18 protein-coding genes and 1 pseudogene are annotated in these 21540 nt (G+C 70.2%); 10 read left to right on the top strand and 9 right to left on the bottom strand.

The features are described 5' to 3' along the window. Positions 1-124 precede the first annotated feature (124 nt). The gene (locus ACFVW8_RS00095; RefSeq protein WP_389685295.1) at positions 125-643 is read left to right on the top strand and encodes a hypothetical protein; all 519 of its coding nucleotides are present in this window, start codon (positions 125-127) and stop codon (positions 641-643) included. Here the strand turns inward: ACFVW8_RS00095 and ACFVW8_RS00090 are convergent. Continuing rightward, positions 601-1101 carry an AAA family ATPase gene (locus ACFVW8_RS00090; RefSeq protein WP_389685293.1) on the bottom strand — a complete coding sequence of 167 codons (501 nt, stop codon included), beginning with the start codon at positions 1099-1101 and terminating at the stop codon, positions 601-603. The genes ACFVW8_RS00095 and ACFVW8_RS00090 overlap by 43 nt on opposite strands. On the opposite strand from ACFVW8_RS00090, the gene ACFVW8_RS00085 reads away from it, so the two are divergent. Then, positions 1088-1435: a hypothetical protein gene (locus tag ACFVW8_RS00085; protein WP_389685291.1), complete on the top strand. Its 348-nt coding sequence runs from the start codon at positions 1088-1090 to the stop codon at positions 1433-1435. The two genes, ACFVW8_RS00090 and ACFVW8_RS00085, sit on opposite strands and share 14 nt — an antisense overlap. A gap of 118 nt (positions 1436-1553) precedes the next feature. Beyond that, a complete protein-coding gene (locus ACFVW8_RS00080; protein ID WP_389685289.1) occupies positions 1554-2456 on the top strand; it encodes an LLM class flavin-dependent oxidoreductase in 903 nt (300 codons plus the stop codon). Positions 2457-2709: 253 nt separating this feature from the next. Here ACFVW8_RS00080 and ACFVW8_RS00075 read toward each other — a convergent pair whose 3' ends face one another. Then, entirely contained in the window at positions 2710-3258 is a 549-nt protein-coding gene (locus ACFVW8_RS00075; protein ID WP_389685287.1) for a penicillin-binding transpeptidase domain-containing protein, read from the bottom strand. Between ACFVW8_RS00075 and ACFVW8_RS00070 the strand changes: the two genes are divergently transcribed. Further along, positions 3245-3844 (top strand): hypothetical protein, encoded by a 600-nt coding sequence (locus tag ACFVW8_RS00070; RefSeq protein WP_389685285.1) that lies wholly within the window; start codon positions 3245-3247, stop codon positions 3842-3844. The genes ACFVW8_RS00075 and ACFVW8_RS00070 overlap by 14 nt on opposite strands. Before the next feature lie 61 nt (positions 3845-3905). Here ACFVW8_RS00070 and ACFVW8_RS00065 read toward each other — a convergent pair. After that, positions 3906-4145, bottom strand: a pseudogene (locus ACFVW8_RS00065) (LLM class flavin-dependent oxidoreductase); the annotation flags it as partial. Between the two features lie 162 nt (positions 4146-4307). On the opposite strand from ACFVW8_RS00065, the gene ACFVW8_RS00060 reads away from it, so the two are divergent. Together ACFVW8_RS00060 and ACFVW8_RS00055 are read left to right on the top strand one after the other, a co-directional pair. Further along, on the top strand, positions 4308-5804 hold the full coding sequence (locus ACFVW8_RS00060) for an MFS transporter (RefSeq protein ID WP_389685283.1): 1497 nt from the start codon (positions 4308-4310) through the stop codon (positions 5802-5804). Beyond that, the gene (locus ACFVW8_RS00055) at positions 5801-6427 is read left to right on the top strand and encodes a TetR/AcrR family transcriptional regulator (RefSeq protein WP_389685281.1); all 627 of its coding nucleotides are present in this window, start codon (positions 5801-5803) and stop codon (positions 6425-6427) included. The genes ACFVW8_RS00060 and ACFVW8_RS00055 overlap by 4 nt, the downstream gene beginning before the upstream one ends. Positions 6428-6452: 25 nt before the next feature. Here the strand turns inward: ACFVW8_RS00055 and ACFVW8_RS00050 are convergent, their stop codons facing one another. Next, entirely contained in the window at positions 6453-7337 is an 885-nt protein-coding gene (locus ACFVW8_RS00050) for an oxaloacetate decarboxylase (RefSeq protein WP_389685279.1), read from the bottom strand. A gap of 270 nt (positions 7338-7607) precedes the next feature. On the opposite strand from ACFVW8_RS00050, the gene ACFVW8_RS00045 reads away from it, so the two are divergent. Then, positions 7608-8474, top strand: coding sequence for a Cof-type HAD-IIB family hydrolase (locus ACFVW8_RS00045; RefSeq protein WP_389685277.1), 867 nt, complete (start codon positions 7608-7610; stop codon positions 8472-8474). A gap of 40 nt (positions 8475-8514) precedes the next feature. Here the strand turns inward: ACFVW8_RS00045 and ACFVW8_RS00040 are convergent, their stop codons facing one another. From ACFVW8_RS00040 to hisC, 5 genes are all read right to left on the bottom strand, one after another. Then, positions 8515-10239, bottom strand: coding sequence for a GAF domain-containing sensor histidine kinase (locus tag ACFVW8_RS00040; protein ID WP_389685275.1), 1725 nt, complete (start codon positions 10237-10239; stop codon positions 8515-8517). A gap of 57 nt (positions 10240-10296) precedes the next feature. Beyond that, positions 10297-13821, bottom strand: coding sequence for a thiol reductant ABC exporter subunit CydD (cydD, locus tag ACFVW8_RS00035; RefSeq protein WP_389685273.1), 3525 nt, complete (start codon positions 13819-13821; stop codon positions 10297-10299). A 46-nt stretch (positions 13822-13867) separates the two neighbouring features. After that, positions 13868-14869, bottom strand: coding sequence for a cytochrome d ubiquinol oxidase subunit II (gene cydB, locus ACFVW8_RS00030; RefSeq protein ID WP_389685271.1), 1002 nt, complete (start codon positions 14867-14869; stop codon positions 13868-13870). A gap of 18 nt (positions 14870-14887) precedes the next feature. After that, positions 14888-16396 carry a cytochrome ubiquinol oxidase subunit I gene (locus ACFVW8_RS00025; RefSeq protein ID WP_389685269.1) on the bottom strand — a complete coding sequence of 503 codons (1509 nt, stop codon included), beginning with the start codon at positions 16394-16396 and terminating at the stop codon, positions 14888-14890. Positions 16397-16670: 274 nt separating this feature from the next. Then, complete coding sequence (gene hisC / locus ACFVW8_RS00020; protein WP_389685267.1) at positions 16671-17750, bottom strand: histidinol-phosphate transaminase; 1080 nt, start codon at positions 17748-17750, stop codon at positions 16671-16673. 371 nt (positions 17751-18121) lie between these two features. Between hisC and ACFVW8_RS00015 the strand changes: the two genes are divergently transcribed. The 3 genes from ACFVW8_RS00015 (at position 18122) to ACFVW8_RS00005 (ending at position 21476) form a co-directional block, all read left to right on the top strand. Continuing rightward, positions 18122-19234 (top strand): LacI family DNA-binding transcriptional regulator, encoded by a 1113-nt coding sequence (locus ACFVW8_RS00015; RefSeq protein ID WP_384124801.1) that lies wholly within the window; start codon positions 18122-18124, stop codon positions 19232-19234. 173 nt (positions 19235-19407) lie between these two features. Then, on the top strand, positions 19408-20466 hold the full coding sequence (locus ACFVW8_RS00010) for a metallophosphoesterase (RefSeq protein WP_389685264.1): 1059 nt from the start codon (positions 19408-19410) through the stop codon (positions 20464-20466). Between the two features lie 182 nt (positions 20467-20648). Further along, entirely contained in the window at positions 20649-21476 is an 828-nt protein-coding gene (locus ACFVW8_RS00005) for a hypothetical protein (protein ID WP_389685262.1), read from the top strand. Positions 21477-21540: the final 64 nt, after the last annotated feature.

Raw genomic sequence — 21540 nt, 5'->3', positions numbered from 1 at the left:
CAACTCAAACGCTCATTCACACGGGGCAGCGGACATATCTCGGGTCCGCTGCCCCAGAAGGTCCCGAGGGCGAGCAGCCACTACGGCGGTGGCGGGGAGGCGGAAACGGCAGGTGATCGGCGGGGTGTTGCTCGACCGTGTCACGAACGACGGCCGCCTGGCCTTCTGGCGCCCGGAAACCGGACTGGACCGGGCCTTCCCGCTCGGCGGGCACCTCACCCACCGGCTCCTCAAGGGCGACCCACGCAAGATCGTCCTCGCCCACTCCTCGGTGACGATGGCATCCGGTAACCGCCGGGCGCCGGGCCACAAACCGGCCCCGGACATGCTCGCGTGCGTGCATCACTTCAAGTGGCGCTCGGGCGTCCTGGACGACCTGCAGCGGCGGGTAAGGCAGTGCACTTCCGGAAAGTGGGCCGAGCACACCCCGGCCGTCCGCAGCGAGGCGTCCCGCCTGCTGCTGCACACCGACCGTCACCACGGCCGCATCGACGTCTCCGACCCCCGCCTCGGGTTCCGCCACGTCACCCTCGACCGTCTGCCGGACGGCTGGGCCGCCGAAGCCGCCAGGATCGCCACCAACTGGCGTCCGCACGCGCCTCAGAACCAGCCGGGCTCCACGATCTCCTCGCCCTCGTTCTGAGGTACTTCGAAGCGCGCGAAGAAGTCCTCCAGGGCCTCCGGCGTGACGACCAGTGCGTTGGCATCCGCCCGCTCGTTACGTTCCACCAGCCGACGGAGCAGTTCGTCGCGCTTCACCGGGAAGTAGAGCAGCCGCCACTGGCCGCCGGCCGGCTCCACCGGCTCCTTCATCGCGTCGCGGTCCTTGCGCGGCCACAGCCCGTGGTCCCACACCACGTCCCGGCCCTCCGCCACCAGCTCGGCAAGCCGCCGGTGCGGCTCGGCGACGACCGGGGACTCCTTCTCGAAGTAGGTGTTCTCCGGGTAGTCGACGCCGTACCGGCCGTGCCGCTCGTAGACGACCTCGTCCACCGACGGCCGCACAGCACCCCGAGGCTCCAGCTCACGCTGCGCATAGGTGGTCTTCCCCGAACCGGTGAGACCCACCAGCAGGAACACCACCGGAGTGCTCTCGTCCACCGCTGCCCCCTCATCGCTGCAAGCGTTCTCCGGCCAGTCTGTCAGCGCCGGCCGGCCCAGGCCCCACCCGGCGGATCTCGCGCTCGTCCACGTCATCCACATCGAACAGGGCCGGGACCAGGCCGGTCAGTTCGTCCTGTTCGTCTTCGCCACCGACACATGGGCTGGAGAACTGACCAACGCCGAACCGGACAAGCACCTGGCCGCCCAGTGGATCACCGCCGACCGGCTGCCCGAGCCTGCGTTCCCGACCTCTGCACAAGCCCTGGCCGCCTATCGGAACGGTGGCCCCGTCTTCTCCCGCTACGGCTGGTCGGTCACCGCCGCGCGATGAGCGGACGCCAAGGAACCGACGCTCTCGCCGCCACGTGCAACGTCGAGCAGCCCGTGCAGCCCCCGCCCGTCTTCGCTCGGGAGGGGACGAGGGCCGAGTCCGGCATAGGCTCAGTGGCATGAGCCTGCGCCTGAGCACCGTGATCCTTCCCGTCGACCGTTGGCACGAGGGAGGCCGTGCCAAGTGGCAGCGTGCCGAAGAGCTGGGCTTCCACGCCGCGTACACCTACGACCACCTCTCCTGGCGCACCTTCCGCGACGGCCCGTGGTTCGGCGCTCTGCCCACCCTCACCGCCGCGGCCACGGCCACGGGCCGCCTGCGCTTGGGTACCCTCGTTACGTCGCCTAATTTCAGGCACCCGGTGACGCTCGCCAAGGAGCTGATCTCGCTCGACGACATCTCCGGGGGGCGGATCACCCTGGGCATCGGGGCCGGCGGCAACGGCTTCGACGCGACGGCGCTCGGCCAGGAGGCGTGGACACCGAAGGAGCGGGCGGACCGGTTCGGCGAGTTCGTGCCGCTGCTGGACCGGCTGCTCAGCGAGGAGGCGGTGACCCAGGACGGGGACATCTACTCGGCGGTCGAGGCACGGAACATCCCTGGCTGCGTACAGCGGCCTCGGCTGCCGTTTGCCGTCGCCGCGACCGGCCCGCGCGGTCTCAAGCTTGCGGCGCGGTACGGGCAGGCGTGGGTGACGACTGGTGACCCGAAGCTCTACGAGGATGGCACATCCGCGCAGTCGGACGTGGCCCTGCGCGGACAGATTACGAAGCTCGGCACAGCGTGCGGGACGATCGGGCGGGACGTGGCCGAGCTGGACAAGATCCTGCTCACCGCGTTCACCCCTGACCGCTCCGCGATGCTCGACTCGGTCGACGCCTTCGTGGACTTCGCCGGCCGGCACCGCGAGATCGGCTTCACCGAGATCGTGGTCCACTGGCCGATCCCCGACTCGGCCTTCGCCGCCGACCAAGCCGTCTTCGAGCGCATCGCCACCGAGGCCCTCGCCCAGCTGGATTGATCAAGCCTTCCGAGCCAGGTCACGCCCGTGCGCCTCCGGTGGTTCGTACCGGCGTCCTGCGCGGAGTACTCGGCGACTGATGGAGGCATCCGACTGCTCCGAGCGTCTAGTACTCCAGCCGGACTTCTTCATTAGCGCTGGTCAACGACTGGTTGCAGCATTGCGGTCGGAGGGGATGCGCGGATGGTTTCCGCTCGCGAAGCCTGATCACAACCGTCTCGCAGGCCGTTCTCAGCACCTCCGCAAGACCTCCTCAGGAAAGCGACTCGGCCATCGCCGCCGTGACATGGCCGGCCTTGGCTGCTTCCGAGGTTGCCACGCGGACCACGAGTGCGACGGTGTCGCCCTTCTCGGTCCGGGCATAGGTGAGGGACCAGGAGGAAGGGGTTCCGTCACCGGCGTCGGTCGGCGCCCATTCCTCCTTCCCCCGCACCGCGGGGAGCAGCAGGCCCGCCGTGGCTGCCGGGACACTCTGCGAGACCTGTCCCCCTTCGTCCTCGGCAGCCAGGTGCGGGCCCTTCAGCAGGCCACGGTTGGCGAGGGCCGCCGTCACCCTGGCCAGTTGGAGCGGGGTGACGGTGATGTCCCCGTTGCCGTAGCTCCCGTACCTGCTCTCCGTAACCCGGTTCGGGACCAAAAGCTCGTCATCGCCGAAGCCGAATTCCTCTGCGGTATCGCGCAGTTTCTCCTCGCCCAGTTCCGTGGCCAGCTTTGCGATGTTCTCGTCGCAGGACCTGGCCAGGGCCTCACGAATGGTGGCGTTCGCGCACTCACCCGAGCCGCCATGCGTGGGCTCGTCCACCGGTCTTGCCCTCGTTGGGCGAGTTCGCGCCACCATCACAACCGGCCAGCAGCACGAGGAGCCAGGGCACGACAAGGTCGGCCAGGACGAGGTGAAGGTGCACGTCCTACGGCACCCCGACGACGTACCGGTCTTCTGGCGCGGCCTCCTCACCCACGAGAACGTTCCGGCCGAGCGCTTCTTCACCTTCACCGGGGATGCCTTCCCCCGGCTGCTCTTTGCCGACTCTCTGCGCCTGCACCACTTCAAGGGCGCCTATGTCGAAGTCCTTCCCTGGCTGGTGAAACTGCTGGGCGCGCTTAACGACCACTTCACCCGGACACTGGCCGAATGCGGCGGCGATCAGACACAGGTCATCCGGGGGTTCTGTGCGCTGGGTCTGGACATCTCACCCGAGAGCCCGAACACGAAGAAGAATGCGAAGGCGTGGGAGCAACGCAACGTCGGATACTCCGACGGCACCTACCGATGCCAGTGGCACGGCAAGCGGCTCTGGGACCGCGACAGGGTTCACTTCTCATTGCCGATCGCCACGTACGACGGCCGGATCCTCATCGGGATCTTCGTGGGGCATCTGGCGCCGTGAACGAACGGGGCGGAATGGCGTGACCGTTGACGTTCTCACGCATTGAACGACCAGGTCAGCCCGTGATAGGTGAACAAGGCTTGACCGAGGTGACGAGGGTTCCCAGGCGGATGCTCCGGGTCACCGTCGCCGCGGCCGTGAGCGTGGGGATCGCGCCGAACCACGGCCCGTCCCGGAAGGCCCGCCACGACAGATGGTCGTACGTGTACGCGGCATGGAAGCCGAGGTCTTCGGCCCGCTGCCAGCCCGTCTGTCCTTCGGCCCACCGGTGGATGGGGAGGATCACCGTGCTCAGACGCATCCTCCCGACCCTACGCGGGCTTCGCGCCCGGGCAATGGGCCACCGGGACCCGCTGCGCCCGGGGCCTTCCGTCGGGCGCGGTTCCCGGGCTTATCATCCGATGTAGACATCAGGTGTAGACATCGCCGGCGGCCATCGGCGCCCCGGCGTGTGAGGAGCAAGATGGAGTCGGTACGGTCTCGGGCCCTGGTGCCCTGCCTGGCGTTCGTCTGCCTGGTCACGGCTGTGATCGGCAGTCTCGGAGCCCCGCTGATCCCCGCCATCGCGGCCATGGACCACGTGTCGGTGACCGACGCGCAGTGGTCTCTGACGATCACACAGCTGGTGGCGGCGGTGGCGACCCCGGTGATGGGGCGGCTCGGCGACGGGCCGCATCGCAGGACCGTCGTCGTAGGCACCCTGGCGCTTGTGGTGATCGGCTGCGTGCTGGCGGCGCTGCCGCTGGGCTTTGTGACGCTGCTGGTGGGCCGCGCGCTGCAGGGGATCGGGCTGGGACTCACGCCGCTGACCATCGCGGTGGCCCGCGACGAGCTGCCCTCGGCACGGGCCGTGCCGGTGATCGCGCTGCTGTCCATCACGGCGGTGACAGGTGTGGGCCTGGGATATCCGCTCACCGGCCTGGTCGCCCAGTGGGGAGGTGTGCGCGGGGCCTACTGGCTCGGCGCACTCGTCAGCGTGCTGGGCCTGGCCGCCGCCGCGTGGACCGTGCCGGCGGCAAAGCACCGGGCCCGCGTCCCCCTCGACGTCCTCGGGGCCGTGCTGCTCGCCCTGGGCACCGCGTCGCTGCTGGTGGCGATCAGCGAGGGAGAGAGCTGGGGGTGGGGCTCCCTGCGCGTCGACGGCATGATCCTCGCGTCCGTCCTGCTGTTCACCGTGTGGGTGGTCTGGGAGCTGCGGACGCCTCACCCGCTGGTCAGTCTGCGGCTGATGCGCGAGAGCTCGGTGATGACCGCGAGCGCGGCGGCGGTCCTGGCCGGTGTCGGCATGTATCTGCTGCTGTCCACCGTGACCAGGCTGGTGCAGACGCCCGCCGGCACGGGCTACGGGCTGGGCCGGACGGTGGTCGTGGCCGGCCTGGCACTGACCCCGTTCTCCCTGGGCAGTTTTCTCGCCAACAGGCTCACCCCTGCGCTGGTGCGCCGGACCTCGCCGCGCGTAGTGCTTCCGATGAGCTGCCTGGTCCTGCTCGCCGCGATGGCGATCTTCACCGTGTGGCGAGGGAACATGACACAGATCATGGCCGTCATGTTCGTCGCGGGCCTCGGCGTCGGGATCATCTTCGCGGTGGTGCCGGGCTTCCTCGTCCGTGCGGTGCCGCCCCGTGAGACCGGCAGTGCGATGAGCTTCAACCAGGTGCTGCGGTACATCGGTTACGCGGTCGGCAGCGCGTTGAGCGCGGCCGTACTGGAGGGGCACACCCACACCGGCGCGGCGTATCCCGCCTCCAGCGGGTACACAGCCGTGGGACTGCTCAGCTGCGGCGTCTGGCTCGCCACCGCGGTGGTGGCCGTAGCCGTGCCGTTGCTTCGCCGCGGCAGGCGGACGCCTCTGACGGCCCTGTCCCAGGAGCGCGTACGGTCGATGGCGAAGGGCACGGGGCCCTCCCCGGGGCCGGGGCCGGTGCTGGGTGAACGCGACGAAACGGCGACTGCGGAATGAACGCGACGACTCCACCCCCTGCGCGGCCGGCCGGAGCGGGCCGGCCGAGGCGTGACGCTGCGGGCAGCCGGGACCGGCTGCTGCAGGCCGCGAGCGAGCTGTTCGCCGAGCACGGATACGACCGCACCACCGCGCGGGCCATCGGCAGCCGCGCAGGTGTCGATCCGGCGATGATCGCCCGCTACTTCGGCGGCAAGGCCCAGCTCTACATCGCCACGCTGCGCACCGGCGACGGCCCGCACGAGATCGTCGACCTGCTCGACCCGGACCGGCTGGCGGTCATTCTCGATCGCACCCGGCGGCATGGCCCCAACCCCATCTACCAGGTCGCCGTCCGCCCTCACGGAGATCCGGCCGGCCAGCTGGCCACCCGCACGGAACTCCACCGCCGCGTGATCGAGCCGTTGCACCGCCGGCTGGTGGCGGACGGCGTGGACGAGCCGGAGCTGCGTGCCGAACTCATCGCCGCCGCCTTCATCGGCGTCGTCCTGGCCCGCGGTTCCGGCGCCTTCGACCACCTCCCCGACGTACCGAACGAGCAGTTGGGCACTCTGCTCCTTGAGATGCTGACCCCCGCGCCGCCGCAGCAGGACGGGGGCCAGGAGCCCGGCGCCGTCGGCTGAGCCCGCGGACTGCTCAGCCGTTCGGTCACGTGCCGGCTTCGGGATCCGGGTGCTGGAGGACGGGCGGAGACGTCATCCACCGGTTGACGTCTCCGTAGGGCGGGGCGTCCGCGACGAACCCGAAGGTCCCGTGGTCGAGCACCTCACGGGCTGCCCGGACGAATCCGCCCAGCGCCGCCCGGGACAGTGTCGAGCCGAGACTGATCCGGCGCACACCGCACTCCGCCAGCGCGGCCACGTCCAGGGCCGGCTGCTGGCTCCCCGCCAGCACGTTGACCGGCCGCCCGACCGAGGTGCACACGGCACGCACGGCGTCGGCGGACGGCAGCGCGGGCGCGTAGAGCACATCGGCGCCCGCCTCCTCGTAGGCCTGGAGACGACGGATCGTGTCGTCGAGGTCGGGGCGTCCGTAGAGGAAGTTCTCCGCTCGTGCGGTGACGGTGAACGGGAAAGGCAGGCCGCGCGCGGCCTCCACCGCCGCCGTCACCCGATCCACGGCCTCCTCGACCGGACGGACCGGGTCGCCGGAGCGCCCCGTCGCGTCCTCGATCGAGCCGCCCACCAGCCCCGCGTCCGCCGCCGCGCGGATGGTCTCCGCCACACCCTCCGGAGTCTCGGCGAATCCGCTCTCCAGGTCGGCGGAGACCGGCAGCGGAGTCGCGGCGACGATCTCGCGGGCGTTCGCGAGCACCATGTCGCGGTCCAGCAGATCGGCGCCGTCCGGCAGCCCGAGAGCTACGGCGAGACCGGCGCTGGTCGTCGCGAGCGCCGGGAAGCCGAGCCCGGCCAGGATCTGGGCGGTGCCCGCGTTCCACGGGTTCGGAATCACCAAGGGCTCGGGCCCGTTGTGCAGCTCCCGGAACGCGGTGCCCCTGGACTGCAGTTCCCTCAACGACAGTTGCACTGTCACTCTCCCCATCAGGTGATCGGATCGCCTCTGCCAGGCTGCCTGTCAGAACGTGGCACGTACGCCGTCGTCGGTCGATGAAATCAGGACATCGGCGCGGCGTGGGCAGGTCCGGAAAGCGGCCTCGGCATCCCCGGATCACGCATCCCCGGGTCGCGTCGCAGGTGAACCCGTCGGCATATTCCAGAGGAATGTTTGCCAGCTCACGGGCGTGTGCACTCAGATGTGCGCCCCTACGCACGCCCGTGCACCTCGGTACGCGAGAATGGAGTGGTGACCTCAGCTACCGATTCGCCCCTCCCTGCCGTTCCCCGGCTGATCGCCACCGATCTGGACGGCACCCTCCTGCGCGACGACAAGACCGTCTCGGACCGTACGGTCACGGCGCTCGCCGCCGCCGAAGAGGCCGGTATCGAGGTCTTCTTCGTCACCGGCCGCCCGGCACGCTGGATGGACGTCGTCAGCGACCACGTCCACGGCCACGGTCTGGCGATCTGCGCCAACGGCGCAGCGGTCGCCGATCTGCACGACGACGGCAGGCTGCTGCAGGTCCGCGCGCTGGAGCGGGAGACCGCCCTGGACATCGTGCACACGCTGCGCGCGGCCGCTCCGGGCACCTCCTTCGCCGTCGAGCTGGCCACCGGCATCCACTACGAGCCGGCCTACCCGCCCTTCCACCTCGACCCCGGCGCCACCGTGGCCGTCGCCGAGAAGCTGCTGCACGAGGAGACGCCGGGCACCGGTGCCCCCGTGCTGAAGCTCCTCGCCCACCACGGCGAGCTGGCCCCGGACGACTTCCTCACCCTGGCCCGTACGACCGCGGGCGACCGTGCCTCCTTCACCCGGTCCAGCCCCACGGCCCTCCTGGAAGTCAGCGGGCTGGGCGTCTCCAAGGCCAGCACGCTGGAGCTGTGCTGTGCCGAGCGCGGTGTCTCCCCCGCCGAGGTCGTCGCGTTCGGCGACATGCCGAACGACGTGGAGATGCTCAGCTGGGCCGGCACCTCGTACGCCATGGGCAATGCCCACCCGGCCGCCCTGGCTGCGGCCACCGGCCGCACCGTCACCAATAACGAGGACGGCGTCGCGGTCGTCATCGAGCGCATCCTGGCCGAACGGGCGCTGGCCCGCAGGGAGCACTGAACCGGCGCGGACCGCCGGTTCGGCAGCTCGCACCGGGCCGTCACAGGGGCGCCTGCCACACCACGGTCGTGCCGCCGCCGTCCTCCCCCAGGCCGGGTCCGAACCAGCTGGCCCCGCCGAGCGACTCCGCCCGTCGGGCCAGATTCCGCAATCCGCTGCGCCGGCCGCCCGGCGGGATGCCCACACCGTCGTCGGCGACCGTGAGCCGTACCGCGTCCTGACCGTCGGGAAGCGTGGCGGTGGCGTCCACGACGACGTCGATCCGGGACGCCGCGGCATGCCGGAACGCGTTGGACAGTGCCTCCCGCAGTGCCGCGATCAGGTTCTTCCCGGTCAGTTCGCCGACGGCCGCGTCGACCGGTCCGATGAAGCGGTGGGACGGTTTGAAGCCCAGCGGAACCGCCGCCATGTTGATCTCGCGCAGCACCCGGGTACGCAGCCCCGACGGTGCCTCGGCCGGCTCCTGCTGCAGCGCGAAGATGGCGGTACGGATCTCCTGGATGGTCACGTCCAGTTCGTCGACCGCCCGGCCTACGCCGGTCTGCACCTCCGGCACCTGTGACCGGCGCTGTGCGCTCTCCAGCATCATCCCGGTGGCGAACAGCCGCTGGATGACCAGGTCGTGCAGGTCCCTGGCGATCCGGTCGCGGTCCTCGTAGACCGCGAGCCGTTCCCGGTCGCGCTGCGCCTCGGCCATCATCAGCGCCAGCGCGGCCTGCGAGGCGAACTGGGAGGCGAGGGTCCGCTCCGGCTCCGTGAACGGCCGGGCGCCCCGCTCACGCGGTGTGGCGAGCGCGCCGAGCACCCGGCCCCCGCTGTGCAGCGGAAGCAGCATGCTGGGGCCGAACCGCTGCGCCAACCTGGTGATCATGCGGGAGTCGGTGGCCGAGTCGTCCACGAAGACGGCCTCGCCGCCGAGCAGCATCCCCACCACCGGGCTCTGCGCCGGGATGATCACCCCGAGCACCGCCGACGGCTCCTCGGCGGACACGGCGACGATCTCCAGGCCGCCGCCCTCGGCCGGCAGCAGCACGATCCCGGCGGCCGACGCGGCGAGCCGGCGGGCCTGTTCGGCGACGACGACGAGCGCCTCGTCGGCGTCCCCTCCGGAGAGCAGGGCGGTGGTCACCGCAACCGAGCCGTCGATCCACCGCTCGCGCTGGCGGGCGGCCTCGTACAGCCGGGCGTTGCCGATGGCGATGCCGGCCTCGGTGGCCAGTACCCGCACCATGTGGAGGTCGTAGTCGGTGAACTCGCCCCCGCCGTCCTTCTCCGCCAGATAGAGGTTGCCGAAGATCTCGCCCTGGACCCGGATCGGTACGCCGAGGAAGGTCCGCATCGGGGGATGGCCGGGCGGGAAACCGGCGAACCTCGGGTCGGCCGTCAGATCGGCGAGACGTACGGGGCAGGGGTCGTGGATCAGTGCGCCGAGCAGGCCACGGTGTCCGTCCGGACGGCGGCCGATCTCCTCCGCCACCGGCTCCGGGACTCCGTAGGTGACGAAGTCCGAGAGCCCCTTGCCCTCCTGGTCCACGACGCCGATGGCTGCGTAGTGGGCGTGGGCCAGTTCGGCCGCCGTCTCACAGATCCGGTCGAGGGTGGTGTGCAGTTCGAGACCGGTGCCGACGGAGCGCATGGCTTCCAGCAGCTGCGGTACGCGGGCGGTGAGTTCGGTGGACAGGCCCTGCAGACTGCGGGTCGCCTCCGTCGCGGCCTCGAGTGAGTCCTTCGGATGCTTCGGGTGCTTCGGGCCCTGCTCTGACATACCCAGAGCGTAGTTAGTCCCTTTTATCGGGGAAAGTCGGGAGCCTGGCCGGCCGGCTCAGACCCGTACGTCCAGCACCTCGCCCGGCTTCCGCACGGTCTCCCGCTCGCGCGCCAGCATCCGGCTGAGCGGGCCGTCCACCGACACGAGAGCGGCGTACGGACCACGCTGCACCACCGCGCCGGCGTCCAGGACCACCACCTCGTCCACGGCGTCCAGGCCTTCGAGGCGGTGGGTGATCAGCACGGTCGTACGCCCCCGGGTGGCCGCGAGCAGATCCGCTGTCAGGGCATCGGCGGTCGGCAGGTCGAGGTGCTCGGCCGGCTCGTCCAGAACGAGGACGGGGAAGTCCGCGAGCAGCGCCCGGGCCAGCGCGAGCCGCTGGCGCTGGCCGCCGGAGAGGCGGGCGCCGTGTTCACCGACCAGGGTGTCAAGACCGCTCGGGAGGGACTCGGCCCAGTCGAGCAGCCGGGCCCCCGCGAGGGCCTCGCGCAGTTCCGCGTCGCTCGCTCCGGTACGGGCCAGCCGAAGATTCTCCCGGATGGAACTGTCGAAGATGTGGGCGTCCTGGGCGCACAGCCCGACGAACCGCCGGACCGTGTCCCCCTCCAGGGCGGACGCCTCCACCCCACCGATCCGGTACGTGCCGGCACGCGCGTCCAGGAAGCGGAGCAGGACCTGGGCCAGCGTGGTCTTCCCGGAACCGGACGGGCCCACCACCGCGATCCGCCGGCCGGCCTCCAGCGTGAGGTCCACGTCGGCCAGGGCGTCATGCTCCGCTCCCGCGTACCGGGCCGACAGCCCTCGTACCTCCAGCGGGAAGGGCGAAGCCGGCGCCTCGGCCGGGGCGGCGGGTTCGAGGACCGGTACCGGGGCGTCCAGCACCTCGTACACCCGCTCCGCGCTCCGCCTGACCCGCTGCCGGTACTGCACGGCGAGCGGCAGAGCGGTCACGGCCTCGAAGGCGGCGAGCGGTGTGAGGACGACGACGGCGAGTTCCACACCGGCCAGCCGCCCGTCGGCCACCGCGGGAAGGGCGACGAGCGCGGCGGCGACCACGGTGAGGCCGCCGATCAGGGCCGAGAGTCCGCCGCCGAGTGCGGTGGCGGTCGCTGCCCGGGAGGCGATCCCGGTCAGCACACCGTCGGCCTCCCCGGTCCTCGCCGAGCGTCCCGGAAGGGCGCCCGCGACCGTCAGTTCGGCCGTACCGCCGAGCAGATCGGTGATCCGGGTCGCCAGATCGGCGCGGGCGGGGGCCAGCCGCCGCTCGGCGTGCCGGGCACAGGCGCCGCTGACGAGCGGGACCCCGACCCCGGCCAGCAGCAGTCCCGCCGCGAGCACCGCGCCCGCTTCCGGAAGCAGCCAGCCGGTGAATCCGGCGGCTGCCGCCCCCACGACGACCGCGGTCCCGGCCAGCAGGAGCCAGCGCAGCCAGTAGTCCTGCAGGGCGTCCACGTCGGCGACGAGCCGGGAGAGCAGATCCCCCCGCCGGGTCCGGCGCAGACCCGCGGGTGCGATCCGCTCCAGGCCCCGGTAGACGGCGACGCGCAGTTCGGCCAGCATCCTGAGCACCGCGTCGTGCGACACGAGGCGTTCGGCGTAGCGGAAGACCGCCCGCCCGATGCCGAAGGCGCGGGTCGCCGTCACGGCGACCATCAGGTAGAGCACCGGGGGCTGTTCGGATGCGCGGGAGATCAGCCAGCCGGAGACGGCCATCAGACCGACCGCGGAACCCAGTGCGAGGCTGCCCAGCAGCAGCGCGAGCGCGAGCCTGCCGCGCTGTGCGCCGGCGGACTCCCTGACCCGGGTCAGCACGTGTCCCGTCCGGGGCACGGTCTCGCGCAGTACCTCGGGCTCCCGCACCGCCCCGCCGCCGGTGAGGTCATCGGGTGCGCTCGCCGGCCGCGGCACCACGGCGGAGGCCGCGGGCTCCGCCGGCCCGGACGTCGTCACCGGCTCCAGCGTCACCACACGGTCGGCGACCGACAGGAGCGCCGGCCGGTGCACCACCAGCAGCACCGTCCGGCCCACCGCCAGTCTGCGTACCGCCTCGACGATGCCCGCCTCCGTCTCGCCGTCCAGGCTCGCGGTCGGTTCGTCGAGCAGCAGCACCGGCCGGTCGGCGAGGAAGGCGCGGGCGAGTGCCAGACGCTGCCGCTGCCCGGCGGAGAGGCCCGCACCGTCCTCGCCGAGGAGGGTGCCGATGCCCTCCGGCAGCTCCGCCACGAAGTCGTACGCCCCCGCGTCGCGCAGCGCGGCCGTCACCGCACGGTCGTCCGCCTCGGGCCGGGCCAGCCGTACGTTCTCCGCGATCGTGCCGGCGAAGAGGTGCGGGTGCTGCGGCACCCAGGCGATCCGCTCACGCCAGCGTTCGGGGGAGAGGGCGGCGAGATCGGTACCGCCGACCCGCACCCGCCCCTCGGCGGGTACGGCGAACCCCAGCACCACGTTGAGCAGGGTGGACTTGCCGACACCGCTGGGGCCGACCAGGGCAACGGTCTCGCCCTCGTCCACCACCAGTGAGGCTGCGGCGAGCGAGGGCTCGGTGCGCCCGGCGTGCCGGACGGTCACGCCTTCCAGCGCCAGCCGCAGCGTCTGGGGGACATCCTGCGTACCGCCCGGGGGCGGTTCCGTCTCCAGGACCGAGAAGATCTCCTCGGCGGCCGCGAGGCCCTCGGCGGCGGCGTGGTACTGCGCCCCTACCTGCCGCAGCGGCAGGTAGGCCTCCGGCGCCAGGATCAGCACCACGAGACCGGTGTAGAGGTCGAGCTCGCCGTGCACGAGCCGCATGCCGATGGTGACGGCGACAAGTGCCACCGAGAGCGTCGCCAGCAGCTCCAGGGCGAAGGACGACAGGAAGGCGATCCGCAGCGTGCGCAGGGTCGCCTGCCGGTACTGCGAGGTGATGGTGCGGATGGACTCGGCCTGCGTTTTGGCCCGGCCGAAGACCTTCAGGGTCGGCAGCCCGGCGACCACGTCCAGGAAGTGCCCGGAGAGCCGCGAGAGCAGCCGCCACTGACGGTCCATCCGCGACTGGGTCGCCCAGCCGATCAGGATCATGAAGAGCGGAATGAGCGGCAGGGTGACGACGATGATCGCCGCCGAGATCCAGTCCTCCGTGACCACCCTGGCGAGGACTGCCACCGGCACCACCACCGCGAGCCCGAGCTGCGGCAGATAGCGCGCGAAGTAGTCGTCGAGGGCGTCGATCCCCCGGGTGGCGAGCGTCACCAGCGAACCGGTGCGCTGCCCGCTCAGCCACTCCGGACCCAGCGCCGCCGCCCGGTCGAGCAGCCGTCCGCGCAGCTCCGACTTGACGGCCGCACCGGCCCGGTAGGCGGCCAGCTCGGTGAGCCAGGAGACCAGGGCCCGGCCGAGTGCGACCCCGGCGAGAAGGATGAGCGGGGTACGCAGCCCCGAACCGGTGAGCCCGTCCTCGAAACCGCCCACCACCACTTCGGCGACGAGCATGGCCTGGGCGATGACCAGCGCCGCCCCGGCCACTCCGAGTACCACCACAGCCACCAGGAAGAGGCGCGTGGCACGGGCGTGACGGAGCAGGCGCGGATCGATCGGTTTCACGTGAAACACCCCAGAGGGCTCGGCTCGGTCAGGGCACTCACTGCGTTCAGTGCGCGTCGGCGATGTGGTGCGTACCGATCCGCTTGCGGAACACCCAGTAGGTCCAGCCCTGGTACAGCAGCACCACGGGAGTGGCGATCCCCGCGCACCAGGTCATGATCTTCAGCGTGTACGGGGTGGACGAGGCGTTGGTGACCGTGAGGCTCCAGGCATCGTTCAGCGAGGACGGCATGACGTTCGGGAAGAGCGTCAGGAAGAGCATGGCGACCGCGGCCGTGATGGTCACACCGGACAGGGCGAAGGACCAGCCCTCCCGCCCGGCCGCGACGGCTCCGATCGCCCCGACCAGAGACACCACAGCGATGATCATCGCGATCAGGCTCCAGCCGTCACCGTGGTCGGCCTGGGTCCAGATCAGGAAGCCCAGCGCCAGCACAGCGGTGACCGCACCCAGCTTCAGGGCCAGCCTGCGTGCCCTGACCCGGATGTCCCCGACCGTCTTGAGCCCCGCGAACACCGTCCCGTGGAAGGTGAAGAGGGAGAGCGTGACCAGCCCGCCGAGGATCGAGTACGGGTTGAGCAGGTTCCAGAAGTTGCCCACGTACTCCATGTCCGCGTCGATCTTCACGCCACGCACGATGTTCCCGAAGGCCACGCCCCAGAGCAGGGCCGGGATCAGCGAGGTCCAGAAGATCGCGTTCTCCCAGTTGTTCTGCCACTTCTCCTCGGGCCGCTTCGCCCGGTACTCGAAGGCGACGCCCCGCACGATCAGGCAGAGCAGGATGATCAGCAGCGGCAGGTAGAAGCCCGAGAACAGCGTGGCGTACCACTCGGGAAACGCGGCGAACGTCGCTCCGCCGGCACTGAGGAGCCAGACCTCGTTGCCGTCCCAGACGGGCCCGATGGTGTTGATCAGGACTCGCCGTTCCTTGCGGTCCCTGGCCAGCAGCTTGGTCAGGACCCCGATCCCGAAGTCGAATCCCTCCAGGAAGAAGTAGCCGGTCCAGAGGACGGCGATGAGCACGAACCAGACGTCGTGGAGTTCCATCTCTCGGCTCCTGTGCTCTCAGTAGGAGAAGGCCATGGGCCGGTCGGCGTCGTCGTGGTCGCCGCCGATCCTGGTGGGCGGGTTCAGCTCGTCGTCCGTGAGCTCCGGAGGTCCGGCCTTGATGTACTTCACGAGCAGCTTGACCTCGACCACGGCGAGCGCCGCGTAGAGCAGCGTGAAGAGGATCATCGAGGTGAGCACCTCGCCCTGCGAGACGCCGGGGGAGACCGCGTTGCGGGTCTGCAGCACTCCGTAGACGACCCAGGGCTGACGGCCCATCTCGGTGAAGATCCAGCCCCAGGAGTTGGCGATCAGCGGGAAGAGCAGGGTCCACAGCGCGACGATCCAGTAGCACCGGGCGAGCTTGGGGCTGAGCGCCTTGTTCTTGAACAGGACCAGGTGCGGCACCTCGTCCTCACCGGTCCGCATCCCCGGTGGAAGCATGAACTTCTTCCGGGTGAGCCACAGTCCGAGGATCCCGAGGGCGAAGGACGCCATGCCGAACCCGATCATCCACCGGAAGCTCCAGAAGGCGACCGGGATGTTGGGACGGTAGTCGCCGGGCCCGTACTTCTCCTGCTCGGCCTTGTTGATGTCGTTGATGCCGGGGACGTACGAGTTGAAGTTGTCGTCGGCGAGGAAGGACAGTATCCCGGGGACCGAGATCTCGACGGAGTTGTGGCCCTTGCTGACATCTCCGTAGGCGAAGATCGAGAACGGGGCGGAGTTCTGGCCGTCCCACAGCGCCTCGGCCGCCGCCATCTTCATCGGCTGCTGCTTGAACATCACCTTGCCCAGCTGGTCACCGCTGATGGCGGTGAGCAGACCGGCGACCACCACGGTGATCAGTCCCAGCCGCAGCGAGGTCCGCATCACCGGGATGTGCTTCTTGCGTGCCAGGTGGAAGGCGGCGATGCCGACCATGAACGCCCCGCCCACCAGGAAGGCCGCCGTGATGGTGTGGAAGAACTGGGCGAGCGCGGTGTTCTGGGTGAGCACGTGCCAGAAGTCGGTGAGCTCGGCGCGTCCGCGTTCCTTGTTGATGCGGTAGCCGACCGGGTGCTGCATCCAGGAATTGGCCGCCAGGATGAAGTACGCGGAGAGGATGGTGCCGATCGAGACCATCCAGATGCAGGCGAGGTGGATTCTCTTCGGCAGCTTGTCCCAGCCGAAGATCCACAGGCCGATGAAGGTGGACTCGAAGAAGAACGCGATCAGCGCCTCGAACGCGAGCGGGGCGCCGAAGATGTCCCCCACAAACCGCGAGTAGTCCGACCAGTTCATCCCGAACTGGAACTCCTGGACGATGCCGGTGACGACACCCATGGCGATGTTGATCAGGAAGAGCTTTCCCCAGAACTTGGTGGCCCTGAGGTACTTCTCCTTGTTCGTCCGCACCCAGGCGGTCTGCAGGCCGGCGGTGAGCGCCGCGAGAGAGATCGTCAGGGGAACGAAGAGGAAGTGGTAGACGGTGGTCGTTCCGAACTGCCATCGCGCCAGGGTCTCCGGCGCCAGAGCTAGCTCCACGTCGTCTTCTCCTTACGTCGCCGTAGTGTCACCGGCAGTTTGTCCTTTAAATCCGGCTGATCATGGGAGGAGCAGGACACGCTTGTGAACGCGTTCACATTCACAAGCAATTATGGCGCACAGACTTTCGGGATCAGCAAGGGGGGGTGCCCCTTCGGGACTCAGCGACCATTCCCCCCGTAGCGGGCACACTCCCGCCCCTCCCGGTCCGGATACGCGAACGGGCCCCGCACCTCGCGAACGAGATACGGGGCCCGGCAGGCGGGTTCCTGGGCTACAGCTCCTTGCGGTACGACTCCGTCACCTTCAGGAACAGGTCGTTCGCCTCGTCCTCGCCGATCGTGACCCGCACGCCCTCGCCCGCGAACGGCCGGACCACCACACCGGCCTTCTCGCAGACCGCGGCGAAATCGGCGGTACGGTCCCCCAGCCGCAACCAGACGAAGTTCGCCTGGGACTCCGGCACCGTCCACCCCTGCCGCAGCAGCGTCTCCTGTACGCGCTGCCGCTCACACACCAAGGACCCCACCCGGCCCAGGAGTTCGTCCTCGGCGCGCAGCGACGCCACCGCCGCGTCCTGGGCGAGCTGGCTGACACCGAAGGGCACCGCGGTCTTGCGCAGCGCGGCCGCCACCGGCTCGTGGGCCACGGCGAAGCCGACCCGCAGCCCGGCCAGTCCGTAGGCCTTGGAGAACGTCCGCAGCACCGCCACATTGGGCCGGTCCCGGTAGATCTCGATGCCGTCAGGCACCTCGGTGTCCCGGATGAACTCCTTGTACGCCTCGTCCAGCACCACGAGCACATCGCTCGGCACCCGGTCGAGGAACCGCTCCAGCTCCGCCCTGCGCACCACCGTGCCGGTCGGGTTGTTCGGATTGCAGACGAAGATCATCCGGGTCCGGTCGGTGATCGCCCCCGCCATCGCGTCCAGGTCGTGCACCTCACCGTCGGTCAGGGGCACCTTGACCGACTTCGCACCGCTGACCTGCGTGATGATCGGGTACGCCTCGAAGGAGCGCCAGGCGTAGATGACCTCGTCGCCCGGACCCGATGTGGCCTGCAGCAGCTGCTGCGCCACCCCGACCGAGCCGGTTCCGGTGGCCAGGTGCGCGACCGGCACACCGAAGCGGTCGGACAGCTCGTTCATCAGGCCGGTGCACGCCATGTCCGGGTAGCGGTTGAAATGCGCGACCGCGGCCATCGCGGACTCCATCACCCCCGGCAGCGGCGGATACGGATTCTCGTTGGAGGACAGCTTGAAGGCGACCGGTCCGCCCGCCGCGGCCGGCTTGCCCGGCACATAGGCGGGAACGCCGTCCAGTTCGGGGCGCAGCTTGGGGCTCGTCTCGCTCACCGCAGGTCCTCCTCGACCGTCCGTGCACATCAATACTGCTCACCATATGAGGATTGGGCGCCGCTGCGAACAGCAGGACAGCGGATTCGTCCGGTGAGCCCCGGAATGAGGGGGAGCGCTCCTCGCCCTGGCGCGCGCCGGTGGCTCACTCCGTGGCGCGCGTCCCTCGAAGAGGTGAGTTGAGACCTCTTCGAGACATGACCCCTTTGGCAGGCCCTTCCGTTCCGACACCCGACACCCGATGGTCCAGGCGGGCAACGTCCTTGGTTCACAAGGCTATTGACGCTTAACGATCATGCAGAAACGTGCCTGTCAACGCCTGCATATGCGATCGGACCAACTGCCTGTCAGAGCCCTACTATCGGCTCGCCATGACAGCAGCAGGGAAGCACCAGGTGAGCCGGACGGAGACCCCCCGGCGCGGCGGCAGGCGGGGACGAGCAGGCATCCGGGATGTGGCCGCCGCCGCCGGAGTCTCCATCACGACTGTCTCCGACGCGCTCAACGGCAAGGGCAGGCTCCCGGACGCCACCCGCCGACATGTCCGCGAGGTCGCCGAGCGCCTGGGCTACCGCCCTTCCGCCGCGGCCCGAACGCTCCGTACCGGCAAGTCCGGCCTGATCGGCCTGACCGTGACGACCTACGGGGACGAACCTTTCACCTTCACCGAATTCGCGTACTTCGCCGAGATGGCCAGAGCGGCCACCTCCGCCGCGCTGGCCCGCGGCTACGCCCTCGTCATCCTGCCCGCCACCTCACGCCACGACGTCTGGTCGAACGTCGCGCTCGACGGCACCGTCGTCATCGACCCCTCCGACCAGGACCCGGTCGTCACCGAGCTGGTCCGCCAGGGTCTGCCCGTCGTGTCCGACGGCCGGCCGGCCGGAACCCTCCCGGTGACCGCCTGGGTCGACAACGACCACCGGGCCGCCGTCCTCGACCTCCTCGACCATCTCGCCGCCGCCGGGGCCCGCCGCATCGGGCTGCTGACCGGCACCACCACCGACACGTACACCCGGCTGTCCACCACCGCCTACCTCCACTGGTGCGAGCGGGTGGGCCAGGATCCGGTGTACGAGTCCTACCCCGCCCACGACCCGTGCGCGGGTGCGGTGGCCGCCGACCGTCTGCTGGCCCGTCCGGACCGCCCGGACGCCGTCTACGGGCTCTTCGACCCCAATGGCACCGATCTGCTCGCGGCGGCCCGCCGGTACGGTCTGCGCGTCCCGGAGGACCTGCTGCTGGTCTGCTGCAGCGAGTCCATGGTCTACGCGACGACCGAGCCGCCCATCACCACACTCTCGCTGAAACCGCGCAGGATCGGCACGGCGGTCGTACAACTGCTCATCGACGCCATCGAAGGAGTCGACCAGGACGGACCTGTGGAGCAGGTGATACCGACGGAACTCATCGTCCGGACCTCCTCGCAACGCCGTCCGCCCCGCACCACGGTCAGCGCGCCGCGCTCTCCGGCAGGGGATTGATCAGACCAATCGGGATTAATCGACCGGCGAACCCGGCGTGCGTTCGGATTCACCACCCCTGGTGCGTCACAGAGCACGTTTCGCATTCCTATGATGGGCGCACGACACCGCGGACGACCCCGACCAGCAGGGCCCGTCAGGTGTACGGCGGCGCGACGGTGGTGGAGGGGTCGATGACACAGGGGGCCGGTCAGGAACCCGCGGTGCGGACGGCGACGTTGCGCGACTTCCGCGTACCGCCCTATGCGCAGTCCCCGGTGCCGCCTGCGGCGCCGCACCCGGGGGCTGCCTTCCCGGAGGGCGAGCCGCCGGAGGGGTACACCCCCACCGCACGCGACCTTCCGGTGATCAGCGTCGACGAGACGGTCAAGGTGCGGGCCGTGCCCGAACCCCGGCCGGCCACGGATCCGGAGCTCGGACCGCTGTACGTGGTCGGCGACGTCCACGGCTATCTGGACGAGCTGCACGCGGCCCTCGCCGAACAGGACCTGATCGACGCCGACGGCAACTGGTCCGCGGGCAACGCACGGCTCTGGTTCCTCGGCGACTTCACCGACCGGGGGCCCGACGGAATCGGCGTCATCGACCTGGTGATGCGGCTGTCCGCCGAGGCCGCGGCCGCGGGCGGCTACTGCAAGGCCCTGATGGGCAACCACGAGCTGCTGCTCCTCGGCGCCAAGCGGTTCGGCGACACCCCGGTGAACTCCGGCGCCGGCACCGCCACCTTCCAGGCGGCCTGGCTGCTCAACGGCGGGCAGAAGTCCGACATGGAACGGCTCCAGGACGTCCACCTCCAGTGGATGTCCCGGCTCGACGCGGTCGTCGAGGAGGACGGGCACCTGCTGATGCACTCGGACACGACGGCCTACCTCGACTACGGCTCCACCATCGAGGACGTCAACGACACGGTGCACGCCATTCTCACCCGGAACGACGCCGATGAGTGCTGGGACCTCTTCCGCAAGCTCACCAAGCGGTTCGCCTTCCGCGACGAATCGGGCCCGCAGGCCGTCCAGGAGCTCATGGCTGCCTACGGCGGCCGACGCGTCGTCCATGGTCACAGCCCCATTCCGTATCTGCTCGGCGAGGTCGGCTCCGAGGACGGCGAGGACAACGCCGGACCGCGGGTGGACGGTCCCCATGTGTACGCGGACGGACTCGCCATCGCCATGGACGGCGGAGTGACCATGGCCGGAAAGCTACTGGTCGTCCAACTGCCGCTGCATGACTGACGGTCTTCGGGGAAGACGCATCCACGACCTGACCATGCCGACCACTGGGCCTATTTCCGGAAACCCCCTGTCACCCTGTGCCGTGGGCGCTCTACCATCGGCGTACCAGTAGCAGGCTCTCCTCCGTTTCCGCCCAACTGCCCGGTCCGATCGGGCATACAGGCCCTACGGAGCATCGGGGGATGCACATGAACAGCGCTCCGCACCTGCTGACCGAGGACCGCCCCGAGTACGAGCGGATCCTCGACGACGCGCTGCGTCACGCCCATGAACGACCAGATCTGGCCGCAGTCGGGGAACGGCTCAACCCGGTGCAGCTGCGCACCATGGCGATAGCCGCCACGGCCCTGATCACCGCCACGGCCGCCACCGAGTATGAGCACTATGTGAAGGCCCGCGAGGATCTGCGGGCCGCCACGGCCGACGATCCGGACCAGGACCCGTACCTGGGGACCGGCGCCGTCGACCCCCGCCAGTCGGGCGCCGGCATAGGAGCCGTCGTCACCGTTCTGGCACCGGTGCTGGCGGGCACGGCCGCGGCGATATTCCTGCTGGTCGGCTACATCCTGAAGATGCTCAGCCCTCCGCCGACCTTCGCGGGGACGATGGTCGGCGCGGGCTGGTTCTTCGCGGCCGTCACCGCGGCCGCCATCCTGATCGCCGCCATCGGGCTCCTCATCACCGCCCTGCGCAATGGCTCCACGTCCCTGGCCGCCGAGGACCCGGGCGAGGAGCTGCCGGAGGACGTGGCGCGCGCCAGGGAGGCCTGGCGGCACGCACTGCTGGAACGCGGCATTCTGCCGTTCCTGCGGGACGCGCTCGCCGACCCCGGCGCCGCGCCCGCCGCCCGCACCCCGTACCCGTCGGCCAACCGCATCCCGAAGATCGGCTACAGCAGGCCGGACTTCTCCAGCCCGGACGACGGGCCGAAGGCGGCGCCGCGGCCGACCTTCACCAGCCCGGACTTCACCAGCCCCGATTTCGGCGGACCGGAACACGAACTGGACTGACCGGTTGCGCCCTCCCGGGAGGGCGCAACCACCGGCCTGCGCGGGTGAGCCGGCACCCGCGGGG

This window comes from Streptomyces sp. NPDC058221 (genome assembly GCF_042882365.1).
Classification (GTDB): Bacteria; Actinomycetota; Actinomycetes; order Streptomycetales; family Streptomycetaceae; genus Streptomyces.
Note: the sequence above shows the minus strand (reverse complement) of the source record. Positions and strands in the feature narration are given on the sequence as shown.